Source organism: Pseudarthrobacter humi, from assembly GCF_024294965.1.
In the GTDB taxonomy this organism is placed as follows: domain Bacteria; phylum Actinomycetota; class Actinomycetes; order Actinomycetales; family Micrococcaceae; genus Arthrobacter; species Arthrobacter humi.
This window is the reverse complement of the sequence record NZ_JANCLV010000003.1, coordinates 36,171-59,378: the sequence shown is the minus strand read 5'-3', so window position 1 is coordinate 59,378 and position 23,208 is coordinate 36,171. Positions and strand designations below refer to the sequence as shown.

Sequence of the window (23,208 nt, the reverse complement as noted above, 5' to 3'; positions counted from 1 at the left end):
CTTGTCTCTGGCACTCACTAACCTTGCCGGATAGGACACGGATCCAACGAACCGGCATTGCCCCGGCAACACGCCACAATGGATGGCAGTAATGAATTCGAAACAAAAAGATGGTTGGCTAAAGGACATGTCAGACCTATTTCAGGATTACTCCGAGGCCGCCGAACGTACCGGCGCCTATGACGAGATGTTCGCCCCCGGCCAGGAAGCACGCGAGTCATACGGCCAGGTGGCCGATGCCCTGAGCAAGCTCTCCCTCGCTGACGTCAGCGCCCGGGCTGACTCCATGGCACGGACCTTCCTGGACCGCGGTGTCACCTTTGACTTCGCGGGGGAGGAGCGGCCGTTTCCGCTCGACATCGTCCCGCGCGTTATCCCCGCCGATGAGTGGACCGTGCTGGAAAAGGGCGTGGCACAGCGAGTCCGGGCCCTGGAAGCCTTCCTGAACGACGTCTACGACAAGATGAACGTGGTGGCAGACGGCGTCATCCCGCGCCGGCTCGTCACCACCAGCGCCCACTTCCACCGCCAGGTGCACGGCTTCGAGCCGGCCGGCGGGGTCCGCGTCCACATTTCCGGGATCGACGTGGTACGCGATGCAGCGGGCACGTTCCGCGTCCTGGAGGACAATGTGCGGGTGCCGTCCGGCGTCAGCTACGTGCTGGAAAACCGGCGGGCCATGGCCAAGGGCCTGCCCGAAGCGTTTGGCCAGCAGCTCATCCGGCCGGTCGAAGAGTATCCCCGACGGCTGCTGTCCGCCCTGCGCAAAACGGCACCCGCCGGCGTCGACGATCCCACGGTAGTGGTGCTGACGCCCGGCGTCTTCAACAGCGCCTACTTTGAACACACCCTGCTGGCCGGCCTGATGGGCGTGGAGCTCGTTGAGGGCCGCGACCTCATCTGCCGCGGCAACCGCGTCTACATGCGCACCACGGCCGGTGAGCAGCGCGTGGACGTGATCTACAAACGGATCGACGACGAATTCCTGGACCCGCTGCAGTTCCGCTCCGATTCCATGCTTGGCTGCCCTGGGCTGGTCAACGCCGCCCGGGCGGGCGGCGTGACCATCGCCAACGCCGTGGGCAACGGCGTGGCAGACGACAAGCTTGTCTACAGCTACGTTCCGGACCTCATCCGTTACTACCTCAGCGAGGAGCCCGTCATCGCGAACGTGGACACGTTCCGGCTGGAGGAGAAAGACGCCCGGGAATACGTCTTGGACAACCTGGCTGAGCTTGTGGTGAAGCCCGTGGACGGCTCCGGCGGCAAAGGCCTGGTCATCGGGCCGGACGCCTCCAACGATGAACTCGAGGCCCTGCGCAAGCGGGTCGTGGCTGACCCGCGGGGCTGGATCGCCCAGCCAGTGCTGCAGCTTTCCACGGTGCCCACACTGGGCGGGGACAAGTTCGGCCCGCGGCACGTGGACCTGCGCCCCTTCGCTGTCAACGACGGCGACGACGTGTGGGTACTCCCCGGCGGACTCACCAGGGTGGCACTCAAGGAAGGCTCCCTCATTGTGAACTCCAGCCAGGGCGGCGGTTCCAAAGACACCTGGGTGCTGGCAGACTCACCCCAGGTGCCGGTGGAAACTGTTCCCCGGCCCACCATTTCGATCCGCGAGCGGGTATCCGTCTGGCCAGTGGAGAGCAACTGGCGCGACCGCCAGTCGGAGCAGCAGCAGTGAGCCGGGCCATCGAACCGGCACAATTGTTCACGGGGTCATCCCCACAGATTTCGGACGCGCAGGAGGTCACCGCGAATGCTTAGCCGTATTGCTGAGTCCCTATTTTGGATCGGACGCTACGTGGAGCGGGCCGACGGCACCGCCCGCATCCTGGACGTGCACCTGGAACGCCTGAACCACCTCCCCATGGACGAACGCCGCAGGGTGGCCCAGGAGCTGCTCGCAGTCATGGGCGCCAGGCCGCAGAGCGAAGACTTCGGCCTGCCCGAGCTCCTCCACGCGCTGGCCTACGACAAGACCAGCGCAACGTCCATCGCCGGGTCGCTGGGCGCCGCCCGCGAGAATGCCCGCCGCGCCCGCGAGACCGTGTCCTCAGGCCTCTGGGAAAGCCTCAACACCACCTACTACGGGCTGAGCCAGCACCGCAAGGACGTGGTGGGGACGTACCGCTTCTGCAACTGGACGCTGGAACGGACCGCCATGGTCAGCGGCCTGGCCGACACCACCGTGAGCCATGACGAAAGCTGGCTGTTCCTAGTGCTGGGCCGCTCCCTGGAACGCGCCGACATGACCGCGCGTATGCTCTCCACCCGGGATGTCCTCTCTGCCGGCATGTCGTGGGTCAATATGCTGCGCTGCGCGGGAGCCTATGAGTCGTTCCTGCGGACCCGTCGGGCCGCCTTCGGGGACCAGCACGCCGCCGAGTTCCTCCTGCTCGACCGGCTGTTCCCGCGGTCCATCGTCTATGCCCTGCGTGACGCCGATGAGTGCCTCGCGAAGCTGGACCCTTCGGCACAGCGCGTGGGCTTCATCAACGACGCCCGCAGGATCGTGGGCCAGGCCCGCACGTTCCTCGAGTTCCACCGGACGGACGATCTGATGTCCGAACTGCCCGAGCACATGGAGCGCGTGCAGAAGGCCGTCTCGCAGGCCTCGGACGCCATTTCCCGTAAGTACTTCAATCAGGCAGACGAACTCGCCTGGGTGGGAGAAGTTTCATGACCCGGCTGAGCATCATCCACACCACGGCCTACAAGTACAACAAGCGCGTGACGCTCTCGTACAACGAGGCCCGCATGACGCCGCTGACCGACCCCCAGCAGGTGGTCCTTGAATCCGTGCTCAAGGTCTCGCCGACGCAGGCGGCCGTGAGCAACTACCGGGACTACTGGGGCACGCGGGTCACCGCCTTCGACATGCAGATGCCGCACGACCACCTGGAGGTCGTTTCCAACATCACCGTTGAAGTGCACCGGACAGAAAAAATCCCGGCCGACGCAGACATCGCCGGCTGGGACGTCCTGGCGTCGAAGGAATCGTTGAATATGTTCAGCGACTGGCTGCCGCAGTCCCAGCTGAGCGGTCCCGGTGACGAGGTACTGGGCATCATTCCAGGCGTGGTCGAAGGCAAGAACCCGCACGAGGCCGCCATGGCCATCTTCGAGTGGATGCGCGGCGAGATGACCTACATGTCCGGTTCCACCGCGGTCACCACCAACGCCGAGGAAGCGTGGGGCCAGCGGCAGGGCGTCTGCCAGGACCTCGCGCACCTTGCCATCGGCGCGCTGCGCAGCTGCGGCATTCCCGCCCGGTACGTCTCCGGATATCTGCACCCGCGGTCGACGGCGGCCATCGGCGAGACAGTCGCCGGCCAGTCACATGCGTGGCTGGAGTTCTGGGACGGCGAGTGGCGCAGCTGGGATCCCACGAACCACAAACCGGCAGGGGACTACCACGTCACAGTTGCCAGAGGCCGGGACTACCGGGACGTACCACCGCTGAAGGGCATCCTGTCCGGCGGTGGAGGCTCGGCGCTCAGCGTGAGCGTGGAAATCACCCGCCTCGCGTAGGCGCTCGGGGCGTTTCCACGTCCTGCCCAGGGTCCGGCCCAGGACTACTCCGGGGCTGCCTTGGCCGCTCCGCTGAGCTGGGTCCACCAGGTCATGGGTGCGGTGACTTTGAACCGGCGCCCGGTCACGGTTCCCGGGCTCACCCGGACAAATGTGTCTTTCTTCCCGGCCTGCCATGGGAAGAGGTAAAGGGCTGCGGAGTCCAGGATGCCTTCGGTTCCTGTGATGACCTTTGCCGGTCCCTTGACCACAACGCTCCAGGCCACGCCACTGACGGCATCCACGCCGTCAGCCTCCAACGCCACAGCGGCACCTCCCAAGGCGGCGGCCAGCTTGGTTCCGGCGCCGGTGCGGAACACTAATGTTCCGCCGTCCACCGTGTAGTTGATCGGGAAGATATCAGGCTGGCCGTCCACCACGACGGCCAGCCGGCCTACCGAAACCGTCCGCAACAGGGCCCAGCATTCGTGGTGTTCCAGGTTCTGAACCTGGGACGTTGACTCGCCGGAGTTGGACGCTCGGGACGTTGACGTGTTGGACGTTGACTCGTTGGACGCTGGGTCACCGGACCGTAGTTCACCGGACATTGGCTCGCTGCTCATGCCGCCGAGCCTACGCCCAACACCCTGTTCAGGACAGTGTCCGGCCTACCAGGGGCTGGGCTTGTAGTCCTTGAGGAAGACCCCGTACTGGTCCTCGCCGTTTTCGCCCATCACGATCGGATCGTAGACGCGGGCGGCGCCGTCCACCAGGTCCAGGGGCGCGTGGAAGCCCTCCTCCATGAGGCGGACCTTGGTGAAGTGCGGCCGTTCGTCAGTGATCCAGCCGGTGTCCACCGCGGTCATCAGGATCCCGTCGGCGTCCAGCATTTCCTGGGCGCTGGTGCGGGTCATCATGTTCAGGGCTGCCTTGGCCATGTTGGTGTGCGGATGCCCGGGGCCCTTGTAGGCGCGGGAGAACTGGCCTTCCATGGCGGAGACGTTGACGATGTACTTCCGGTGCGCCGTGGAGCGTTTCATGGCGTCCCGGAGCCTGCTGACCAGCAGGAACGGGGCCGTGACGTTGCAGAGCTGGACTTCCAGCATTTCCAGGGGGTCAACCTCGTCCACCACCTGGGTCCAGCTGTTGATGTCAGCCAGGTCCGGGACGAGCCCGCCGGCGTCGATCGCTGTTCCGGAGGCGATCCGCTCCAGCGAGGCCGAGCCGGTGGAGAGCGCCAGCGAAGTGATGGCGTCGCCGGCCAGCACCGGGTGATCCGTGACACTGCTCGCCAGGGCGAGGGGGTGTTTGTCGTGGGCGTGGCCGAAGGTCACCAGTTCCGGTCCGCCGTTGGCGGGCTCCAGCGCGGCCGGCAGCGGCTCGTCCTCGGCGTCCACCAGGGGTTTGTAGGCGTTGCCGGATCGGCGCACCGTTTGGGCGGCGTTGTTGATGATGATGTCCAGGGGGCCCGCGGCGTTGAGCGAATCTGTCAGGGCCATCACCTGTGACGGGTCGCGCAGGTCGATGCCCACGATCCGGAGCCGGTGCAGCCACTCGCTGCTGTCTTCCATGGCCGCAAAACGGCGTGCGGCGTCTTTGGGGAACCTGGTGGTGATCGTGGTGTGTGCGCCATCCCGAAGCAGGCGCAGCGCGATATACATGCCGATTTTGGCCCGCCCACCCGTGAGCAGCGCACGACGGCCTGTCAGATCGGCGCGGGCATCCCGCTTGCTGTGGCTGAAGGCGGCGCATTCCGGGCAAAGCTGATGATAAAAGGCGTCCACCTGCGTGTAGTGCTTCTTACAGATATAGCAGGGGCGGGAGCGGATCAGGTGCCCGGCCACCTTGCCCGTCGCCGAGGTCTCCAGCTTGTTGCCGCGGGTCTCGTCGTCGATCCGGTCCGGTGCCGCCGTGGCGGTCTGGGCGATGACGGCCCGGTCGGCTTCGGAGATCAGGTCCCGCTTGGTCACGCGGCGGTGACGCTTCACGGCCTTGAACATCTTCCCGGTGGCACGGCGCACCGAGACATAGTCAGGGTGTTCCTCGTCGTAGACGTGGATGGTGTTCAAAACCTTGAGGCAGGCCTGGATTTCCTCAGGCGTCAGATCGGGGGAGCTCATTGTACCGATTTTACAGCCTGGGGAAGATCCGGCCTGACCGTGCCGCGGAGTCCGCGGTCCGGCCAGGCCTTCCTGTCCTTCGCTTAGGCGCGGTGGCCGCCCTGGGCGGCCTGGGCTGCTGTTTCCGCGTGGACCGCAGCAACCTGTTCGACTGATTCGCGGAGTTCGGGGTAGTTGGCCGTGGCCGCCTTGACGGCATCCGGCACCAGGTGGAGGTTCTTGGCGGCCAGCGCACGTTCAGCGTCCCCGGGCTCCGGCACCTGCTGGCCCTTGGCGAGGACGGTGATGCCGGAGTCGGTTACCTTGAAACCGCGGGCACGGTCCAGGTCGTGGTCCAGGCCGATCGCGGCGCCGGCCGGAACCTTCACGTTTTTGTCCAGGATGGCCCGGTTAACCACGGCGCCTTCGCCGATGTTCACCTTGTCCATCAGGACCGAATCGATGACCCTGCTGCCGTTCCCCACAAAGACGTCGTTGGACAGGACGGATCCCTCCACCACGCCGCCGGAGATGACCACGCCGCTGGACACGATGGAGTCCAGGGCGGTGCCCACGGTGTCGTTTTGTCCGCGGACGAACTTGGCCGGCGGGGAGATGCTCTGGCGCGTGTAAATGGGCCATTCAGAGTTGTAGAGGTTGAACACTGGCAACGGCGAGATGAGGTCGATGTGGGCATCGTAGAACGAATCAATGGTGCCGACGTCGCGCCAGTACGTCCGGTCGCGTTCGGTGGAACCGGGGATGTCGTTGAGGGTGAAGTCGTAGACTCCGGCCTCACCCTGGCTGACGAAGTAGGGGATGATGTCCCCGCCCATGTCGTGCTTGGTGTCGAGCCGTTCGGCGTCCACGTGAAGGGCATCGACCAGCGCGTCGGCGTCGAAAACGTAGTTGCCCATGGAAGCCAGGAACTGGGTGGGATCAGCGGCCAGGCCGGGAGTTGTGGCGGGCTTTTCCACAAATGCGGCGATCTTCTGCGGGTCCTCCTGGTCCACCTCGATCACACCGAACTGGTTGGCCATGCTCAACGGCTGGCGCACGGCGGCCACAGTGGCCTTGGCGCCGCTCCGCACATGCTGCTCCACCATCTGGGCGAAGTCCATGCGGTACACGTGGTCCGCACCAACCACAACGACGATGTCCGGGTTGGCGTCATGGATCAGGTTCAGGGACTGGTAGATGGCGTTGGCGCTGCCGAGGAACCAGCTCTTGCCGACGCGCTGCTGCGCCGGCACGGACGCCACATAATTGCCCAGCTGCGTGGACATCCGCCAGGTCTCGGAAATGTGGCGGTCCAGGCTGTGGGACTTGTACTGGGTCAGGACCACGATCTGCAGGTAGCGTGAATTCACCAGGTTGGACAGCGCAAAGTCGATCAGCCGGTAACTGCCGGCAAACGGCACTGCAGGTTTCGCCCGGTCTGCCGTCAGTGGCATTAGCCTGTTTCCCTCGCCGCCCGCGAGGACAATGGCCAGGACTCTTTTATTCAACGGCATGGTAGTAGCTCCTGTACGCCTTCGTAACTCCCCAAACAGTCCGGCATGCCCGGACTCCTTCACACTAGAACAGATAGTGCGGAAGGACTACCTTGGGTAACGTGCGAATAGACATTGTGACTAAAGAGTTCCCGCCCGAGATCTACGGAGGCGCCGGAGTCCACGTGGCCGAATTGAGCAGGGTGCTTAGTAAGCATGTTGACCTGCAGGTTCGTGCCTTCGGTGCACCCCGCGACGCCGATTACCACGGTGCAGGGGTGACCTCCTATTCCGTTCCCGAAGACCTGGGCTCGGCCAACGCCGCCGTCCAGACGCTCGGGGTGGACCTGCGGATCGTGCCGGACGTGGCAGGTGCCGACCTGGTCCATTCGCACACCTGGTATGCGAACATGGCCGGCCATCTGGCGTCCCTGCTCCACGGCATCCCGCACGTACTAAGCGCCCACAGCCTGGAGCCCCTGAGGCCGTGGAAGGCCGAGCAGCTTGGCGGCGGCTACGCGTTGTCCTCCTGGGTCGAGAAAACTGCCTACGAGGCGGCGGCAGCGATCATCGCCGTTTCGGAAGGCATGCGCCAGGACATCCTCCGCAGCTACCCAAACGTTGACCCTGACAAAGTCAGGGTGGTCCACAACGGCATCGACGTCGAACTGTGGCAGCGCGACGAAAACCAGGACGCCGTCCGCGCCCTGGGCATTGATCCGGATAAGCCGAGCGTGGTGTTTGTCGGCCGCAACACGCGCCAGAAGGGCGTGCCGTACCTCCTGCGTGCCGCCGCGAAGCTTCCGGCCGATGTGCAGCTCGTGCTGTGCCTTGGGGCGGCGGATACCCCCGAGCTCGCCGCAGAAACTGCACGCCTGATCGAGGAGCTGCAGAGCCAGCGGACCGGCGTCGTCCTGATCGAACGGATGCTGCCGCGGAACGAACTCATCCAGGTCCTCAGCCACGCCACAGCGTTCGCCTGCCCGTCCATCTATGAACCGCTGGGCATCGTCAACCTCGAGGCGATGGCCTGCGGTGCTGCCGTGGTAGCCAGCGCTACGGGCGGCATTCCCGAGGTCGTCCAGCATGGCGAGACGGGCCTGTTGGTGGACCTGGAGCAGGTCACCGACGGTACCGGAACGCCCCTTGATCCCGAGAAGTTCGTGACGGAATTTGCCGCCGCCCTGACCGAGGTGGTGTCCGATCCCGACCGGGCACGTGCCATGGGCCAGGCCGGCCGCCGCCGCGCGGAGGAGCACTTCTCCTGGGACTCCATCACCGAGACCACCCTCGAGGTCTACCGCTCAGTGCTTCCTGACGGACGGCAGGAACAGCAGCACCAGTGACTAAACAGCGGACGACGGCGCCGCCCCCACCGAGGGGACCGGCGCCGTCGTTCGGCCATAACGCCTGATCCAACGCGGGGTCACAAAGTGCCCGTTCCGGGGCCTCGGAGTGACTTGAAGTGACCTCGCGTTGCTTTATCGGGAGGTAGCCGGGCGCGCCAGCAGCACTTTTTCGTCGACAGGTGAGTTGCCGCTGGCCCGCTGCGTCCTGACGTACGCACGGGCCTCGTCCTGCCGGGTCTTCTCGGCACCGGTGGCGATCGCTGCGCGCACGTGCTCGTCGCCGTACCCGAAGGCGTCCACCAGGTCCAGGGCATGGGGCCTGATCTTGACCAGGAGCCGGTTGATGTAATCACCCACCGTGCGTGCCCGCTGCATGGAGAGCCTGCCGTTCATCAGGTACCACGACAGGTTCTTTTCGATCAGCGACAGGCCGAACAGGTCGCGCAGCCACGTCAGGACCCGCTTGGTGCCGGGGTCCGTGACATCTTCCAGGGCCGCCGTGAACGCCTCCCATTGCAGGAGCTCCGCGTGGGCCTGCGCAGCATCGATCAGCTCGTTCTGGTGCTGGTTGAAGAGGGCCGCGCCCTTTTCGACGGGCAGTTTGTTGGCGCCCTTCAGGGCCGACCCGACGTCGGCCACCATGGTCTGTACCCGGTCCGTCAGGAGGGCGCGCTGGCCTTCCTCGTCCCGGAGCGCAATGGCAGCCTTCTGGACTGATCCGGTATCGGCGACAATCTGTGCCACCTGCCGCAGTCCGGTGCGATGGATCGCCACGCCCGTTGCCTGGGCCACCACGTAGCGGGCCAGGACGCCAAAATCGACATTCCTGAACTCCTTGGCGTAGTCGGCCAGGAGGCGCTTGGCCACAAGCTGGAGCAGCACCGTGTTATCGCCCTCAAACGTGGCATAGACGTCCAGGTCCGCACGGAGGGAGGCGAAGCGGTTTTCGATCAGGAAGCCGGCGCCGCCGCACGCCTCGCGGCATTCCTGCAGCGTGTCAAGGGCATGCCAGGTGCTCAGCGGCTTCAGGGCTGCGGCGAGGGTTTCCAAGTCCTGCCTGTCCTCGTCGGTATCATGGGCGCCGGAAAAGACGTCGTCGAATTTCTGCAGGAGCTGCTCGTGCGCGAAGCCCGCGGCATACGTCGTGGCCAGCCGGGTAAACAGGCGCCGCTGGTGGCGCTGGTAGTCCAGGAGGACCTCTTCGTCAGTGTGCGACGACGCGTTGAACTGGCGCCGTTCGGTGGCGTAGCGGATGGCTGCCGTCAGGGCGATCTTCGACGCCGCCACGGCCGCGCCGTCCAATGACACGCGGCCCTGGACGAGGGTTCCCAGCATGGTGAAAAAGCGGCGGCCGGGGCTGGCAATGGACGACGTGTAGGTCCCGTCAGGTGCCACATCGCCATAGCGGTTCAGCAGGTTCGTGCGGGGGATGCGGACGTTGTCGAAGTGAAGCCGGCCGTTGTCGATTCCGTTGAGGCCACCCTTGACTCCGTCGTCCTCCCCACCGATCCCGGGCATGAACTCCTTGGTCTGGGGGTCCCGGAGGTCAACGTAGAAGGCATGCACGCCATGGTTGACCCCATTTGTCACGAGCTGGGCGAAAACAACGGCGCCGAGGCCGTCGATGGCTGCATTGCCGATATAGTCCTTCCACGCAGCGCGGAACGGTGTGTGGACCACAAATTCCTGGGTTTTTACGTCGTAGGTCGCGGTGGTGGCGATGCTGGCCACATCGGAACCGTGACCGGTCTCCGTCATGGCGAAGCAGCCGGGGATCTCCAGGCTCATGATGCCTGGCAGCCAGTTCGTGTGGTGCTGCTGCGTACCCAGGTGCATCACGGCCGAGCCGAAGAGGCCCCACTGGACACCAGCCTTAATCTGCAGGGACGGGTCGGCGGTGACCAGTTCCTCGAACGCCGCGATGTTGCCGCCGTGGTCATCGGACCCGCCCAGCGCCGACGGGAAGGCCCGGTGTACGGCGCTGTTGTCCACGAGGTACTTCAACTGGCCGAAGGTTCGCGTCCGGTGTTCGGTGTGCGTCAGTCCTTCAATTTTGTGCAGCGCAGGGTCACTGGCCAGCGCGCGGGATTGGCGACGGGAGTCCGCCCACTTGCCCAGGAGTTGCTCGCCGAGGGCGGCAACGTCGACGGCGGGCTGCACAGCCGAGCTGAAGTTGGCGCTGGGGCTGGTGAGCGCTGGGCCCGCGGCAGCTGTATTTGTTACGGCCGCGTCCGGGCCGGTGGGACGGTCCACTACTTCGGTCATGTCAATGTCCTTCGTTGGTTCTGACAGGAGGGTACGAGGTTCTTAGGCGGAATCATGCAGCGCTGGCGGGGCCAAGCTCGGGGGCGATCCCCACGCATAACCAGGCCGTGATCTGGCGGGCCATTGCTTCCTGGTCCGGCTTCGCCGCCGACGCCGGCGTGCTGAGCCATTGCTCACCGGCATTTCGGACCAGGCCGATGGCCGCCGTGGGCCAATAGCCGATCACAGCTTCCTTGCCTTCGCCGAGGTGGGTCCGCATTGGCGCGGCGATCATCTCCGCGATGGAATCGAAGAAGTGGCCAAGGGCTCCCGAAATGGCCGCCGCTCCCTGGTGGCTGTCCGCATCCAGGGGCGCATAGCGCGTGACGAAACTGTAGACATTGGGGCTGGTTTCCGCCATCTGGAGATAGGCAGAAATCATGGCCAGCAGCCCTTCCCGAGGAGTCTGGGCACCCTGCGCCGCTTCGCGGATCTTGCGCTGCATCTGGCCCAGGACAACTTCCCCGACGGCGTGCTGAAGTCCTGCCTTATCGCCGAAATAGCGGTAGAAGACCGACTTTGAGGTGCCAGCGGCGGCTGCAATCTCCTCCATGGAGGCATCGCTGCCCAACGCGTGGACCGCGCGGCGTGCGGACTTGATGAGTTCCCGGCGCCGTTCCTCCCGGTGGGTCTGCCAGCGGGCCGAACGGCCGTCGGCAATTGCGCCGGCAGCCGGCGTCGGGACTTCTGTGTGGAGGTTGTTCACGATACTCAGCGTATCAGGTACGCTGGGTATCGGTAACCGTCGCAGATCAGAGGAGTCACCCATGTCCGTCAATGGACCGTCCGGCACCGGACCCCACGAATTCGCCAACCCCACGACTTCCGGCGCCGCGCGTCCAGTCCGCCGGGCCGTAATTGTGGGTGGTAACCGGATCCCGTTTGCCCGGTCCGGCGGGGCCTACACGAAGTCATCCAACCAGGACATGCTCACTGCCGCACTGGACGGTCTTATCGCCAGGTTTGGCCTCCAGGATGAGCGGATCGGCGAGGTTGCGGCAGGGGCCGTACTCAAGCACTCCCGCGACTTCAACCTCACCCGCGAGGCAGTCCTGGGTTCGGCGTTGTCGGCGGAAACCCCCGCCTACGACCTGCAGCAGGCATGCGCCACCGGCCTCGAAACGGTTCTGGGCCTGGCTAACAAGATCAAACTGGGGCAGATCGATTCCGCTATCGCCGGTGGTGTCGACTCGGCGTCGGATGCCCCCATTGCTGTCAGTGAAGGCCTCCGGGAGATACTCCTGGACCTCAACCGCGCCAAGACCCTGCCCCAGCGCCTGCAGGTACTCAGCCGCCTGCGGCCCAAGGACCTGGCCCCCGATGCCCCGAGTACGGGGGAGCCACGCACCGGCCTGTCCATGGGCGAGCACCAGGCGCTGACCACCGCGCAATGGAACATCTCGCGCGAGGCGCAGGATGAGTTGGCTTTCCACAGCCACCGCAACCTTTCCGCCGCGTATGACGCAGGATTCTTCGATGACCTCCTGACGCCATACCGAGGCCTCGCCAAGGACTCCAACCTGAGGGCGGACACCACATTGGAGAAGCTGGCTACACTCAAGCCCGTCTTCGGGAAGAGCCTCGGCGCCGAGGCCACCATGACGGCAGGAAACTCTACACCGCTGACCGACGGGGCCTCCACGGTCCTGCTCGCATCCGAAGACTGGGCTGATGCCCATGACCTGCCGAAGCTCGCCACCGTCGTGGATGGTGAAGCTGCTGCCGTGGACTTCGTCCACGGCAGGGACGGACTGCTTATGGCTCCCGCATTTGCGGTGCCCAGGCTGCTGGCCCGAAACGGACTGACGCTTGAGGACTTCGACTTCTTTGAGATCCACGAAGCCTTCGCCGGGACTGTCCTGAGCACCCTGGCCGCCTGGGAAGATGATGAGTTCTGCCGCACCCGGCTGGGACTTGAGGGTGCCTTCGGCAGCATCGACCGCACCAAGCTGAACGTCAACGGCTCCTCCCTGGCCGCGGGCCACCCGTTCGCAGCCACCGGCGGACGCATCGTGGCCTCGCTGGCCAAGATGCTGCAGGCCAAAGGCACCGTCGAGGGAAGGCCTGCGCGTGGACTTATTTCCATCTGCGCCGCCGGCGGCCAGGGCGTCGTCGCAATACTCGAAGCACTCTAGGGGCACCGGATGACGGATAAATACACCACGCTCGTCAACCAGGGCGTAGGCAAGACCATAGCCAAGCGGCTGGGCCTGCCCCAGCCTGCCGTGCTGCGCCGCTTCAAGCCGGGCCAGCCCCTGGTCACCGGCCCCGTCCTCGTCCAGGGCAACACCGCCGGTGCCGACGAACTGGCCGCCAAGCTGCTCTCCTGGGACCTGGACGTCCGGCGCCACGCGGTGCCGCGCGAAAAACTTGGCGCAATCATTCTGGTCCTGGATGAGCTGACCCGGCCCGAGGATCTTGAAAAGCCTGTGCTGTCCGCCGCGGCCTCACTACGTGATCTCGGCCCCAGCGCCCGCGTCATCACCATCTCCCGGCCGGCCGCCGAAACCGCGTCGCCTGCGCAGTCGGCTGCCCGGCAAGGCGTGGATGGCTTCCTGCGGTCGCTTGCCAAGGAACTCCGGGCCGGCGCAACAGCGAACGGCATCGTCCTGGCAGAAGGCGTCCAGAGCACCAGCCCCAGCGCCCTGGCCGCCCTGCGGTTCTTTCTGTCCGGCCGGTCGGCATTCGTGGATGGCCAGTTCCTGACTGTGGCAACTGAGCGGGGCCACCTGCCCCCGGACTTCGAGAAGCCGCTCGCCGGCAAGGTTGCCGTGGTCACCGGCGCCGCCCGCGGCATCGGTGCGGCAATTGCCCGGACCCTCCACCGGGACGGGGCCACCCTGGTCCTCGTCGACATCCCGGCAGCTGGGGACCATTTGGCCGCCGTCGCCAACGAAGTCCGCGGCACGGCCCTTCAACTGGACATCAGCAGCCCAGATGCCGGCCAGCGGATCATCGACCACGCCGTACAGCGTCACGGCCGCCTGGACATCGTCATCCACAACGCAGGAATTACCCGCGACAAGCTGCTCGCCAATATGGACCACGGCCGCTGGGCCTCCGTCCTGAACATCAACATCGCCGCCCAGCTCAGAATCAACGAAGCGCTCCTTGCTTCCGAACACTTCCGCAATTCACCACGGATTGTCTCGGTGGCATCCACCAGCGGCATCGCGGGCAACCGCGGCCAGACCAACTACGCGGCGTCCAAGGGCGGTGTCATGGGTATGGTGCGCGCTTCTGCCCCTCTTCTGGCGGTGAACGGCGGGACCATTAACGCGGTGGCGCCCGGATTCATCGAAACAGACATGACAGCACGGATCCCGTTTGCCGTCCGCGAAGTGGGACGCCGGCTGAACTCGCTGCAACAAGGTGGCCAACCGTCCGACGTCGCGGAGGCCATCGCCTTCCTGGCGAGCGACGCCGCCGGGGGCATTAACGGCGACGTGCTGCGGATCTGCGGACAGAACCTGGTGGGGGCATGAGCACTGTCCAGCCGGTCATCCTGGGGGAGATGCCGTCGCTGTCCAAGCTCTACGTCAATGCCGCTGCCCAGACCGCGAGGCGGCGCATCTTGGGCACGCACAACGGATCAAACCTTCCGGTTACTGGCCACGAAGTGCGTGGGGTAAGGGCCGACGTCGGCAACCTCACCGCCTACCAGCACCTCATCGGGCTGACTGCCCGGGACACCCTTCCGGCCGGATACCTCCACGCACTGGCATTCCCGCTGGCCATGAGTGTGATGAACCGCGACGATTTCCCGCTGCCGCTCCTGGGCATGGTCCATCTCAGTAACCATGTGGAGCAGAGGTCGCCGGTGCTCTTCACGGAATCCCTGGACATCCAGGCCAGGGTTGAGAACCTCCGGGGCCACCGGTCCGGCACGCAACTTGACGTTGTGGCAGAGATCCGTGGCGCGGCTACGCCGGACATCAAGTGGACCGGGCGCTCCTCCTACCTGGCCAAGGGTGTGTTCCTCCCCGGCATCGACAAGCCTACGCCCCACAACGGCCAGGCCGATTTCACGCCTCCGGACCCCACCGCGATTTGGCATTTGGGGGTCGACACGGGAAGGGCGTATGCCGCCGTTTCAGGAGACTTCAACCCCATCCACCTGAGCGTGCTTTCTGCCAAGGCCCTGGGCATGCGCCGCTCCATCGCACACGGGATGTACCTTGCCTCAAGGGCCCTCGCGGATGTCGGGCCGGCCAAGGGCGAAACGTTCACCTGGGACGTAACGTTCGAGGCTCCGGTGTTCCTTCCTGCCCGCGTTGCGTTGGCTATCACCGCCCTGGATATCACCACGGCACAGACGCCTGGCGAAGGCTGGCAGCGGGCCGAATTCGTGGCGTGGAACCCGCGCACCGGCCGCCGCCACTTCAGCGGCTCCGTGGCACCGCTCTAGGACGCCGGCCGCACAGCCCTGAGGATACGGTGCAGGCTCAGGAGGATGGACTCGGACGCTGTCACGGCCGAATCCTCCTGGGCCCGCTCCGCAACCGTTGCCATGCCGGCCTCCACCGCCGACTTTGCGGCAGCGAACAGCCGCCGCTGGTCTGCTTCATCCTCACCGTCGAATGAGGCGAGGAGTTCGCCGGTGGCGGTCATGGCCGCGGCCAGGGGCGCACTGTCGTTGAAAGGCACCGTAAAAGGTGCGTCGTCTGTCCAGATGACATCGGACAGGACTTCTGTCATGTCCTGGATGTGGAACGTCACCCGCTCAAGGTCGCGAAGGTTGCGGTAGTCGAGATCCATATCGCGGGGATGGAGCCGCCGGCGCGGATTGGCGCGCCGGCTCGCATCAGCCTCCTGCACGAGATGGCGGACCGTGCTGGCTGCTTCGGCCAGCTCGGTTGACCGGCGGGACCAGTCCTCATGCTCGGGAGGCCATTTTTCAGTCAGGGCCGTTCCCATGTCAGTCAGTTGCCGCCCGAGGGCCAGCCGGAGTTTGCTGAGGCTGGTGGCCGCCGCGTTGAAGTGCAGGGGAGGAAAGACCAGGAAGTTGACGGCAATGCCCACGGCGACGCCGACGCCCATCTGGATGAGGTAGCCGAAGGAAAAGTCGTCCCGGTTGCTTCCCCCCACCAGCAGGACCAGCAGCGCCGCCGTCGGAATCCAATCGCTGCCGGAACCGATGCGGGGGAGACCGCCGAGCAGCACCCCGATGCCCATAAAGACCGCGACCGTCAGCGGCGACGGATCACCGATGCTTACCAATGCGAAGGCCAGCCCGATCCCCAGGGCGAGGCCCACAAACGCCTGGAGGCCCTGCCGCACGGATCCGGCCACGTTGTGGTACATCGACACCAGCGCCCCGAGCGGCGCGTAGTACGGATACTCGGCAGCGGATCCCGGCATCAGGGGAGCAATGGCAAAAGCGAGGCCGGCGGCTATAGCTGCCTTCGCAGCAAGCTGCAGGCGCTGAACCGTGAATGCCGACGAGAGGCCGGCCACTGAATTCCTCAGGAGGCGGGTTCCAGCGGAGGGCCGGCCCTGCGGCTGCGTTTGAGTGTCACCCATCAGCCCCACACTAGGTGCACCTGTGTACTAGGACAAGGCCGACGCCGCCCGCCGGACCTCCGCAGCCAGCCGATGAGCTTTGCCCTGGGTGCGTCCGTCCTCGGCCCGCTGCGGGATATACCCGAAGCCCAGCCCGTACGCGGGATCGGCAAACCCCAGGGCAGCGTTCGCACCCTCGTGGCCGAAGGCGCGGTGGCTGCCGAAATTCCGCGACACGTGTGGCTTCATAAAGACCACGGCAAAGGCGTTGTCCAGTCCGGACAGGCGGTCCAGGCCCCACACCTGCTCCTGGGACATGGCGCTGACGGTCTCAGGGGTCAACAAGGGGTCCCCGCCGTCCACCCCGGTGATGGCCGCGGCGTAGAGCCTGGCCAGGCCCTCCGCCGTACCCACACCGCCGGCGGCACTCATCCCTGCGGCGCGGACGGCCCGTTGATTGGGAAGTTCCATGATTGTGCTGACTGCCGCGTTGCTGTTGAGCCCATCCAGGCTCAGCGGATCCAGCCATGGTTGACGGGGATCGACGTCGTAGAGGACGTCACGGTAGCGCGGTTCCAGCTCTTCGGGCAGTCCCAGGAAGAAGTCGATGCCGTAGGCCGTGCGGATGCGCTGGTCATAGAGGCTCTGCAGGCTGGTTCCCGTGACCCGCCGGCAGAGTTCCTCCATAATGATTCCGATGGTGAGGGCGTGGTATCCGAAGCAACTGCCGGGACGCCATGAGGGGCTCGCCGCTGCCAACCTTCCCGCGGCCAGGGAGGTGGTGAATTCGTCCAGGGCGATGCCTCCTTCGACTCCCATCAGGCCGGCCTGATGGGACAGGGCTTCACGCACCAGCAAGCGGTCCTTGCCATGGCTACCAAACTCGGGCCAGTAGTGCGCCACTTTCCGGTCAAGGTCCAGCAGCCCGTCCTGGACGAGCAGCGAAATCACCAGCGCCGCCACGCCCTTGGAAACTGAATACGCCCCCGTGACGGAATCGGCGGTGATGTGGGGCCCGCCGGACAGCTCCACGATCTTCACGCCGTCCCGGTAGGCCGCCAGTTGGGCGCTGTACTGCGGATCCGCGGCGAGAAGGGCGTCAAACAGATCCAAAACACCTTCATAACCGGGTGCTGCAAAACCAAGAGATTTTTGCATGGGGCTAGCCTAACCGGTTAGGAAGCGCTTTCCCGATCCTAAGCCGCTCCATGGCCGGGGGAAACATCTTCGCCGGGGCGCACCGGCCCGGCGGAGTGCCGTCGCCGAACGGCCGGCCGCCCAATGTTGCTTGATCTGGACAAAATCGATCGTGTCTCCGAAACCGGAGCCTGGAAAAGATCCCGCTTGTAGCCCCACAGGGCCGGCAGTTCGGTCAGCTTCTGCCGGTTGCACTTGAAAATCCCGTGGTAGACGGCATCGAACCTGGCCAAGGTGGTGAAGAGGCGGTGAGGCGTTCCTCGAACCAGTCGAGCGCGGCCCACAGCCTGGTGTAGGCCGCGTCGTAGGCCTCCTGGGAGCCCGCAAAGCCGCTGCGGTAGACGCCCCGTGATGCCGCTCAGGCAATCCGGGAAGCGCCGGAAACAGGCGCTCTGGATGCGCTCGATGCCAAGCACAGGGTCCACCCCGCCCGGATCGAGATCAAGAGTCCACGACCGGGCATCGTGGTGATCCGGGGCTCAATGTAATTCGTGTCCCGGTTGAACTCGGCACCGCCGGTCACATATGCGCCCAGGGTGCTGTGTTCGGTGCTGTCGGCAGCGGTGGCGTTCGTGGCCTGTGGCCTGCTCGGAGATTCCTGGCTCATGCGGACCAGACTAGGCTCCGGCGGCCAGGATTGCCGAGATGGGCTGCCAGGCGACCAGCCAGGAGCCGGCAATAACGGCGACAAAGAGCGCGATCCAGATGCCGGAGGGTATGGACGTGGCGCGGTACAGGATATATGCGTCGGAACTGGCCAGCCTGTCACGGCGCCGCAGGTGCACATTGGTGAGCTTCGCGAGATCCCGGACGGCGGCCACAAGCAGCGCCACGCCAAGCACGACTGCGACATGGCCGGTGAAGCTGCTGGGCACAACGAGGACCAGCACGCCGCCACCTGCGACGGCAAGGCCTGTGATCAGCAGCCCCGCGAAGTTCCGGATGAACACGAGCGAAACGAGGAGGATAAGGGTGCCTGTGGCCAAGGCGGCCGGACCCCAGCCGGCAAAACCGGAGGTGACCAGGGCAGCGCCCGTCAGGGCCGGAACAGGATAGCCCCAGAATCCGGACCAGACGGCGGCGGCCTTGCCCCGGCTGTAACTGGTGGTTGTGCCGGAGTGGTCCAACCGGAGCCGGATCCCGCTCAGCCTTTGGCCGCTCATGACGGCGGCGAAGGCATGGCCGAGTTCGTGCGTGGCGGTGGCCAGGAGCCCAAAGTACTTCCAGGTGGCACGGGGGATGGACAATGCAGTTGCCAGTGCCAGCACCACAGCCAGTTCGGCCACCGTGACTTGGGGGATGGCGGCACGGCTGAAGGCTTCAACGATCCGTTGCCACAATTGATCGGGAATCAAGGTCGTTTCCCGCCGGGCCGGGAGTAGTGATTGGCAGCCATAGCCCTCTACGGTACTAGAGGGATGGTTCACCACTGTCCTGCCGCCCTGCCGCCTTGGGGCGCTCAACGAATCGAGGAATGCCGTGACCACTCTGAAGGAACGCCTGCACGCTGATGTTGTGGTGCACATGAAGGAGCGGAACAAAACCGCCCTGACAACGGTGCGCAATGTCCTGGGCGAGATCGAAACACGGGAGAAGTCGGGAAAGACGCCCATTGTCCTGGACGACGCCCAGGTGACCTCCTTGTTGCAGAAAGAGGCTGCAAAGCGACGTGACACCGCAAGGATCTATATGGAAGCCGGAGAATCCAAGCGGGCCGCGGCCGAGATCGCCGAGGCCGAAATCATAGAAGCGTATTTGCCTCAGCCGCTTACAACAGCCGAAGTCGAGGCAATTGTTGACGAGACCATTGCCGGGCTGCGGAACGAAGGCGTGGAGCCTGGTATGCGTCAGCTGGGCGCCGTGATGAAGCCTGTCACGGCCAAAGTCGCCGGACGCTTCGACGGCAAGGCGGTCAGCGAGATCGTCCGCAGCCGTCTCGCCTGAGCCGTCAGCTCGAGCCTGTTAACCGGAAAGGCACGCCTACTAAACGTGGGCGTGCCTTAACTTCCTGTTGGCGGAACTCGGCCGCCACGGAAGAATATCCGGGTTTCTTGAATCAGCCTTCGCAGTCAGTGCAGTAGCTGTGTCCGTCTTTCTGCCGCGCAATCTGGGAGCGGTGCCGGACCAGGAAGCAGGAGTAGCATGTGAACTCGTCCTCAGCCTGCGGGATAACCTGCACGACCAGTTCCTCGGCCACGAATTCGCCTCCCGGAACGCCGGCGCCATCCAGCCCGTCGGCCTCATCGAGCTCGAGGACGACGCTGCGGGCGTCCGGAGCATTGGCGGACTGCAGTGCCTCAAGTGAGTTGTCCTGCGACTCCTTGACGTCGGAGCGAAGTTCGTCGTAATCGGTTGCCACTTAGGTGTATCTCTTTTCTTTGGTTCGTCTGTCGCGTATGCAACGTACAGCATCCGGCGCGTATTCCCCAATAGCCCGGCAAGAAAATTTCTCTGCGGCGCCAATATTTCCGTGTTGATACCCGCTGGGATCGGCGTCGGGTGACATTGGGCACCATGGTGCCGGGACTGAAAGTCAGCGCACGGCGGTCGATCCGCGAGACCTAGTCACGTTCCTTAGCCAGGGCCGTGGTCTGCGGCGGGGTAATCCGCCCCAGTCGGTCGTCGAGCGTCACGCGCAGCCGGGCGGCCGCCACCTGAACCCGGTGCTCGGCAGGGGTGACCTTCCTGTCCGGTGCAGAGGCGGCATTGGGGCGTGGGTGGACGTCCTTGCGTTCAGGGGACCCTGCGCTCACGGCCCGGTCACTACCGTCCCCGCCAGGCACGTACTCCCACGCCGCGTCGAACAGTTCAAGCTCCTCGGCACGGGCCAGCTCACTGCCTGCCAGGACGTTTAAGGTCGCAAGCCCCAAGGCCTTGGTTCCTTCATCCTGATCCAGGGCGCGGTCCAGGGCCCACTGGGTGCGTCGCCACCATTCCGTCCGGCTGTCCGCCTCGGTCTTCTGCCGGAGCGCCTGCTCGTCGGCTTCGCGTTTCTGGTCCAGCGCTGTCTTATCGGCTGACGTGCGCTGGGCCAGAGTGCGCCAGTTGATGTAGAAGGCCAGCAGGGCAGCGACCAGGACAGCCAAGGGGCCAAGCCCGGCAAGGATTACCCACCAGTCGGCCGGCCCGGAGTGGACGACGACTTCGAGCGGGCCAGGCGGCGGGGTTGGATTCACGGCTCCAGCTTAGGCCGTCGGCGGAGACGTGAAGCGTGAGCCCGCGGCCACGACGGCGTCGATCTGCACGCGCGCTCCGAGTGGAAGTCCGGCCACGTGGAGGGTTGTCCGCGCAGGGAATGGCTGAGGAAAGCGACGGGCATAGGCAGCGTTGATGATCTGGAAGTCGTCGTAGTCGGTCAGGTAAATGGTGGTGCGCAGGACGTGGGCCAGAGAAAGACTCACATCAGTCAGCAGCGTCTCCAGGTTGCTGAACATGGACTCGCACTGCTCTTCTATCCCCGGGCCGACAAGTCTACCGTCGTCAGGGCTCTGGCCAATGATCCCGGCTGTGTAGGCGGTGTCTCCATGGCGTACGAGATGCGAAAACGGGGCAGGCGACTGATGTAGCTTGGGGCTGAAGTGATGGGCAAGCCCGATCTCCTCAGCGTTCAGCACAGCCCACAGGGGCTCAGGGTTTTTTGAAGTCTGGCCTGTTTGCCGATCCGTTATCGGTTCGAGCTCCTGGAACAGCGTCACTTGAAGGCCTGCCGGCGCTGCAAGCCGGGAGTTCAAGGACTGCCAGGGAGTTATCCGCGGAGTCGCGATCAGTTCTGCTCCTGCCTTCATAAGGTCTGCTGTTACGGCCGCCGTATCGTCAACTTCGAAGGCTACGCGGAGTCTGGCGCTGGGCTGCCCGTCCGATTCCACCCGGTCGATGAGTTTCACCTGGGCCGGGTTGGACAGTTCAAGCGTCGCCCGCCCGGCACCAAGTATCGTCACGCGTGCGTCCCCCTCTCCCTCGTAGGCCTCTTGCTCGGGGAGGCCGAGGACATCTCGGTAGAAGGTGAGTGCCGCCTCGTAGTCCTCGGCTTCGACAACGAGGCGGAGTTGGCGGACGGGTGCCTTGGCGTTTTCCGTAGTCATGTTTGTACCGTAGTGCTTTGCTTCCCCCGGGATGCGGGCCTCGCGTGCGTGGAAACAGAAAAAACCCCTGAAATCCGTGGATTTCAGGGGTTTTCCCATTTGTGCGCGGAGGGGGACTTGAACCCCCACCCCCTTTCGAGGACTAGCACCTCAAGCTAGCGCGTCTGCCATTCCGCCACCCGCGCAGGTGGTAATTCGGAGATCGTTTCCGCCTTTCAGCGTTTCGCTTTTCTCCGAAGCAGCGAGAAAAACTCTAACACGAACTTTCCGGAAACATGGAATCGGGGCTGATGGGTAGGCTGAGGGCACACGAGAACGCAGGTTGTTTGCAGCCTTCCCACTGCCCAAGGAGTTTCTATGTCTGACATCCGTGCCGAGGATGAAGTTGTCCGGATCTGCCAGGAACTCATCCGGATAGATACCTCGAACTACGGTGACGGTTCGGGTCCGGGGGAGCGCGTGGCCGCGGAATACACCGCCGGGCTCATCGAGGAAGTAGGACTCGCAGCCGAGATCTTCGAGTCGGCGCCCGGCCGCGCAAGTGTTGTGACCCGGATGGCCGGTGAGGATCCGTCCGCCAGCGCGTTGGTGGTGCACGGGCACCTCGATGTAGTGCCCGCCCTGCGTGAACAGTGGTCGGTGGATCCCTTTGGCGCGGAGCTCAAAGACGGACTCATCTGGGGCCGCGGAGCCGTGGACATGAAGGACATGGACGCCATGATCCTTGCTGTGATGCGGGATTTGGCCAGATCCGGGCGCAAGCCCAAGCGCGACATCATCTTTGCATTCTTCGCCGACGAAGAAGCCGGCGGTGAGTACGGGGCCCGCTACGCAGTCGACAAGCGGCCCGAGCTGTTCGAAGGCGCAACCGAAGCCATCTCGGAGGTAGGCGGCTTCTCGGCAACCATCGGCGGGCAGCGCACCTACCTCCTGCAGACGGCTGAGAAGGGCATCTCCTGGCTCCGGCTGGTGGCGCACGGCCGGGCCGGCCACGGCTCCCAGATCAATACGGACAACGCCGTCACCCGGCTGGCTGCGGCGGTAACCCGGATCGGCGAATACAAGTGGCCGATTGAGCTGACGCCCACTACGCGGCAGTTCCTGGACGGCGTGACCGAACTCACGGGTGTGGAATTCGATCCGGACAATCCGGACCGCCTGCTCGACCAGCTCGGCACCGTGGCGCGCTTTGTGGGGGCAACCCTGCAGAACACCACCAATCCCACACTGCTCAAGGGCGGCTACAAGCACAACGTCATCCCCGAATCGGCTGAGGCCCTGGTGGACTGCCGGACGCTTCCGGGCCAGCAGGACCACGTGCTGGAGATCGTGCGCGAGCTTGCCGGTTCCGGTGTCGAGGTCAGCTACGTTCATAGCGACGTCTCGCTTGAGGTCCCGTTCGCCGGAAACCTGGTGGATTCCATGATCGACGCCCTGCACACCGAGGATCCGGGGGCGAAAGTGCTTCCCTATACGCTCTCCGGCGGCACGGACAACAAGTCATTGAGCCGGCTCGGTATCACCGGCTACGGCTTTGCGCCCCTCCAGCTGCCCGACGATCTCGATTTCACCGGGATGTTCCACGGTGTGGACGAGCGGGTTCCGGTGGACTCGCTGAAGTTCGGCGCTCGGGTGCTCAACACGCTCCTCACCAATTACTGAGCCGGCC

At 64.9% G+C, this 23,208-nt stretch carries 20 protein-coding genes, 1 tRNA gene and 1 pseudogene; 9 read left to right on the top strand and 13 right to left on the bottom strand.

Annotated features, from left to right (window positions below):
* Positions 1 to 127: 127 nt before the first annotated feature.
* The 3 genes from NFC73_RS05585 (at position 128) to NFC73_RS05575 (ending at position 3,534) form a co-directional block, all read left to right on the top strand.
* A complete protein-coding gene (locus NFC73_RS05585; protein ID WP_254748351.1) occupies positions 128 to 1,684 on the top strand; it encodes a circularly permuted type 2 ATP-grasp protein in 1,557 nt (518 codons plus the stop codon).
* Between the two features lie 75 nt (positions 1,685 to 1,759).
* Complete coding sequence (locus tag NFC73_RS05580; RefSeq protein ID WP_056339904.1) at positions 1,760 to 2,686, top strand: alpha-E domain-containing protein; 927 nt, start codon at positions 1,760 to 1,762, stop codon at positions 2,684 to 2,686.
* Entirely contained in the window at positions 2,683 to 3,534 is an 852-nt protein-coding gene (locus NFC73_RS05575; protein ID WP_254748350.1) for a transglutaminase family protein, read from the top strand. The genes NFC73_RS05580 and NFC73_RS05575 overlap by 4 nt, the downstream gene beginning before the upstream one ends.
* A 44-nt stretch (positions 3,535 to 3,578) precedes the next feature.
* On the opposite strand, the gene NFC73_RS05570 is transcribed toward NFC73_RS05575, so the two are convergent.
* The 3 genes from NFC73_RS05570 to glgC form a co-directional block, all read right to left on the bottom strand.
* A complete protein-coding gene (locus tag NFC73_RS05570) occupies positions 3,579 to 4,121 on the bottom strand; it encodes a pyridoxamine 5'-phosphate oxidase family protein (RefSeq protein ID WP_372494591.1) in 543 nt (180 codons plus the stop codon).
* Positions 4,122 to 4,181: 60 nt separating this feature from the next.
* Entirely contained in the window at positions 4,182 to 5,633 is a 1,452-nt protein-coding gene (locus tag NFC73_RS05565) for an SDR family NAD(P)-dependent oxidoreductase (protein ID WP_254748349.1), read from the bottom strand.
* 83 nt (positions 5,634 to 5,716) lie between these two features.
* Positions 5,717 to 7,126, bottom strand: a complete 1,410-nt coding sequence (gene glgC / locus NFC73_RS05560; protein ID WP_254748348.1) for a glucose-1-phosphate adenylyltransferase — start codon at positions 7,124 to 7,126, stop codon at positions 5,717 to 5,719.
* A 101-nt stretch (positions 7,127 to 7,227) separates the two neighbouring features.
* Between glgC and glgA the strand changes: the two genes are divergently transcribed.
* On the top strand, positions 7,228 to 8,451 hold the full coding sequence (gene glgA, locus NFC73_RS05555) for a glycogen synthase (protein WP_254748347.1): 1,224 nt from the start codon (positions 7,228 to 7,230) through the stop codon (positions 8,449 to 8,451).
* Between the two features lie 135 nt (positions 8,452 to 8,586).
* Here glgA and NFC73_RS05550 read toward each other — a convergent pair whose 3' ends face one another.
* Entirely contained in the window at positions 8,587 to 10,719 is a 2,133-nt protein-coding gene (locus tag NFC73_RS05550; RefSeq protein ID WP_254748346.1) for an acyl-CoA dehydrogenase family protein, read from the bottom strand.
* A 52-nt stretch (positions 10,720 to 10,771) separates the two neighbouring features.
* A complete protein-coding gene (locus NFC73_RS05545; protein ID WP_254748345.1) occupies positions 10,772 to 11,527 on the bottom strand; it encodes a TetR/AcrR family transcriptional regulator in 756 nt (251 codons plus the stop codon).
* Between NFC73_RS05545 and NFC73_RS05540 the strand changes: the two genes are divergently transcribed.
* Genes NFC73_RS05540 through NFC73_RS05530 form a run of 3 tightly spaced genes read left to right on the top strand, consistent with a single transcriptional unit; the run spans position 11,526 to position 15,166 of the window.
* Positions 11,526 to 12,893: an acetyl-CoA C-acetyltransferase gene (locus NFC73_RS05540; protein ID WP_254748343.1), complete on the top strand. Its 1,368-nt coding sequence runs from the start codon at positions 11,526 to 11,528 to the stop codon at positions 12,891 to 12,893. The two genes, NFC73_RS05545 and NFC73_RS05540, sit on opposite strands and share 2 nt — an antisense overlap.
* Positions 12,894 to 12,902: 9 nt before the next feature.
* On the top strand, positions 12,903 to 14,243 hold the full coding sequence (locus tag NFC73_RS05535; protein ID WP_254748340.1) for a 3-oxoacyl-ACP reductase: 1,341 nt from the start codon (positions 12,903 to 12,905) through the stop codon (positions 14,241 to 14,243).
* Positions 14,240 to 15,166 (top strand): MaoC family dehydratase, encoded by a 927-nt coding sequence (locus tag NFC73_RS05530; RefSeq protein ID WP_254748338.1) that lies wholly within the window; start codon positions 14,240 to 14,242, stop codon positions 15,164 to 15,166. The genes NFC73_RS05535 and NFC73_RS05530 overlap by 4 nt, the downstream gene beginning before the upstream one ends.
* Here NFC73_RS05530 and NFC73_RS05525 read toward each other — a convergent pair.
* The 4 genes and pseudogenes from NFC73_RS05525 to NFC73_RS05510 all read right to left on the bottom strand — a co-directional run bounded on the left by NFC73_RS05525 (position 15,163) and on the right by NFC73_RS05510 (position 18,812).
* The gene (locus NFC73_RS05525; protein ID WP_254748855.1) at positions 15,163 to 16,215 is read right to left on the bottom strand and encodes an FUSC family protein; all 1,053 of its coding nucleotides are present in this window, start codon (positions 16,213 to 16,215) and stop codon (positions 15,163 to 15,165) included. The two genes, NFC73_RS05530 and NFC73_RS05525, sit on opposite strands and share 4 nt — an antisense overlap.
* Positions 16,216 to 16,308: 93 nt before the next feature.
* Positions 16,309 to 17,418, bottom strand: coding sequence for a serine hydrolase domain-containing protein (locus NFC73_RS05520; protein ID WP_254748336.1), 1,110 nt, complete (start codon positions 17,416 to 17,418; stop codon positions 16,309 to 16,311).
* A 38-nt stretch (positions 17,419 to 17,456) separates the two neighbouring features.
* Positions 17,457 to 18,064: pseudogene (locus NFC73_RS05515) on the bottom strand (hypothetical protein).
* Between the two features lie 10 nt (positions 18,065 to 18,074).
* The gene (locus NFC73_RS05510; protein ID WP_256548662.1) at positions 18,075 to 18,812 is read right to left on the bottom strand and encodes a M50 family metallopeptidase; all 738 of its coding nucleotides are present in this window, start codon (positions 18,810 to 18,812) and stop codon (positions 18,075 to 18,077) included.
* Positions 18,813 to 18,936: 124 nt separating this feature from the next.
* On the opposite strand from NFC73_RS05510, the gene NFC73_RS05505 reads away from it, so the two are divergent.
* A complete protein-coding gene (locus NFC73_RS05505; RefSeq protein WP_254748334.1) occupies positions 18,937 to 19,401 on the top strand; it encodes a GatB/YqeY domain-containing protein in 465 nt (154 codons plus the stop codon).
* A 112-nt stretch (positions 19,402 to 19,513) separates the two neighbouring features.
* Here NFC73_RS05505 and NFC73_RS05500 read toward each other — a convergent pair whose 3' ends face one another.
* The 4 genes from NFC73_RS05500 to NFC73_RS05485 form a co-directional block, all read right to left on the bottom strand.
* Positions 19,514 to 19,816: a DUF4193 domain-containing protein gene (locus NFC73_RS05500; protein ID WP_056339942.1), complete on the bottom strand. Its 303-nt coding sequence runs from the start codon at positions 19,814 to 19,816 to the stop codon at positions 19,514 to 19,516.
* 202 nt (positions 19,817 to 20,018) lie between these two features.
* A complete protein-coding gene (locus tag NFC73_RS05495) occupies positions 20,019 to 20,633 on the bottom strand; it encodes a hypothetical protein (RefSeq protein WP_254748332.1) in 615 nt (204 codons plus the stop codon).
* Positions 20,634 to 20,642: 9 nt separating this feature from the next.
* Positions 20,643 to 21,539, bottom strand: coding sequence for a Rid family hydrolase (locus tag NFC73_RS05490; protein ID WP_254748330.1), 897 nt, complete (start codon positions 21,537 to 21,539; stop codon positions 20,643 to 20,645).
* A gap of 102 nt (positions 21,540 to 21,641) precedes the next feature.
* A tRNA-Leu gene (locus tag NFC73_RS05485) sits at positions 21,642 to 21,724 on the bottom strand.
* 172 nt (positions 21,725 to 21,896) lie between these two features.
* Between NFC73_RS05485 and NFC73_RS05480 the strand changes: the two genes are divergently transcribed.
* Positions 21,897 to 23,201: a M20/M25/M40 family metallo-hydrolase gene (locus NFC73_RS05480; protein WP_254748328.1), complete on the top strand. Its 1,305-nt coding sequence runs from the start codon at positions 21,897 to 21,899 to the stop codon at positions 23,199 to 23,201.
* Positions 23,202 to 23,208: the final 7 nt, after the last annotated feature.

What these genes read in the sequence shown, in the direction of transcription:
- NFC73_RS05585 (WP_254748351.1), top strand. Translation starts at nt 128, where the DNA reads ATGTCAGACCTATTTCAGGATTACTCCGAGGCCGCCGAACGTACCGGC.
- NFC73_RS05580 (WP_056339904.1), top strand. Translation starts at nt 1,760, where the DNA reads ATGCTTAGCCGTATTGCTGAGTCCCTATTTTGGATCGGACGCTACGTG.
- NFC73_RS05575 (WP_254748350.1), top strand. Translation starts at nt 2,683, where the DNA reads ATGACCCGGCTGAGCATCATCCACACCACGGCCTACAAGTACAACAAG.
- NFC73_RS05570 (WP_372494591.1), bottom strand. Translation starts at nt 4,121, where the DNA reads ATGTCCGGTGAACTACGGTCCGGTGACCCAGCGTCCAACGAGTCAACG.
- NFC73_RS05565 (WP_254748349.1), bottom strand. Translation starts at nt 5,633, where the DNA reads ATGAGCTCCCCCGATCTGACGCCTGAGGAAATCCAGGCCTGCCTCAAG.
- glgC (WP_254748348.1), bottom strand. Translation starts at nt 7,126, where the DNA reads ATGCCGTTGAATAAAAGAGTCCTGGCCATTGTCCTCGCGGGCGGCGAG.
- NFC73_RS05550 (WP_254748346.1), bottom strand. Translation starts at nt 10,719, where the DNA reads ATGACCGAAGTAGTGGACCGTCCCACCGGCCCGGACGCGGCCGTAACA.
- NFC73_RS05540 (WP_254748343.1), top strand. Translation starts at nt 11,526, where the DNA reads ATGTCCGTCAATGGACCGTCCGGCACCGGACCCCACGAATTCGCCAAC.
- NFC73_RS05545 (WP_254748345.1), bottom strand. Translation starts at nt 11,527, where the DNA reads ATGGGTGACTCCTCTGATCTGCGACGGTTACCGATACCCAGCGTACCT.
- NFC73_RS05535 (WP_254748340.1), top strand. Translation starts at nt 12,903, where the DNA reads ATGACGGATAAATACACCACGCTCGTCAACCAGGGCGTAGGCAAGACC.
- NFC73_RS05530 (WP_254748338.1), top strand. Translation starts at nt 14,240, where the DNA reads ATGAGCACTGTCCAGCCGGTCATCCTGGGGGAGATGCCGTCGCTGTCC.
- NFC73_RS05520 (WP_254748336.1), bottom strand. Translation starts at nt 17,418, where the DNA reads ATGCAAAAATCTCTTGGTTTTGCAGCACCCGGTTATGAAGGTGTTTTG.
- NFC73_RS05490 (WP_254748330.1), bottom strand. Translation starts at nt 21,539, where the DNA reads ATGACTACGGAAAACGCCAAGGCACCCGTCCGCCAACTCCGCCTCGTT.
- NFC73_RS05480 (WP_254748328.1), top strand. Translation starts at nt 21,897, where the DNA reads ATGTCTGACATCCGTGCCGAGGATGAAGTTGTCCGGATCTGCCAGGAA.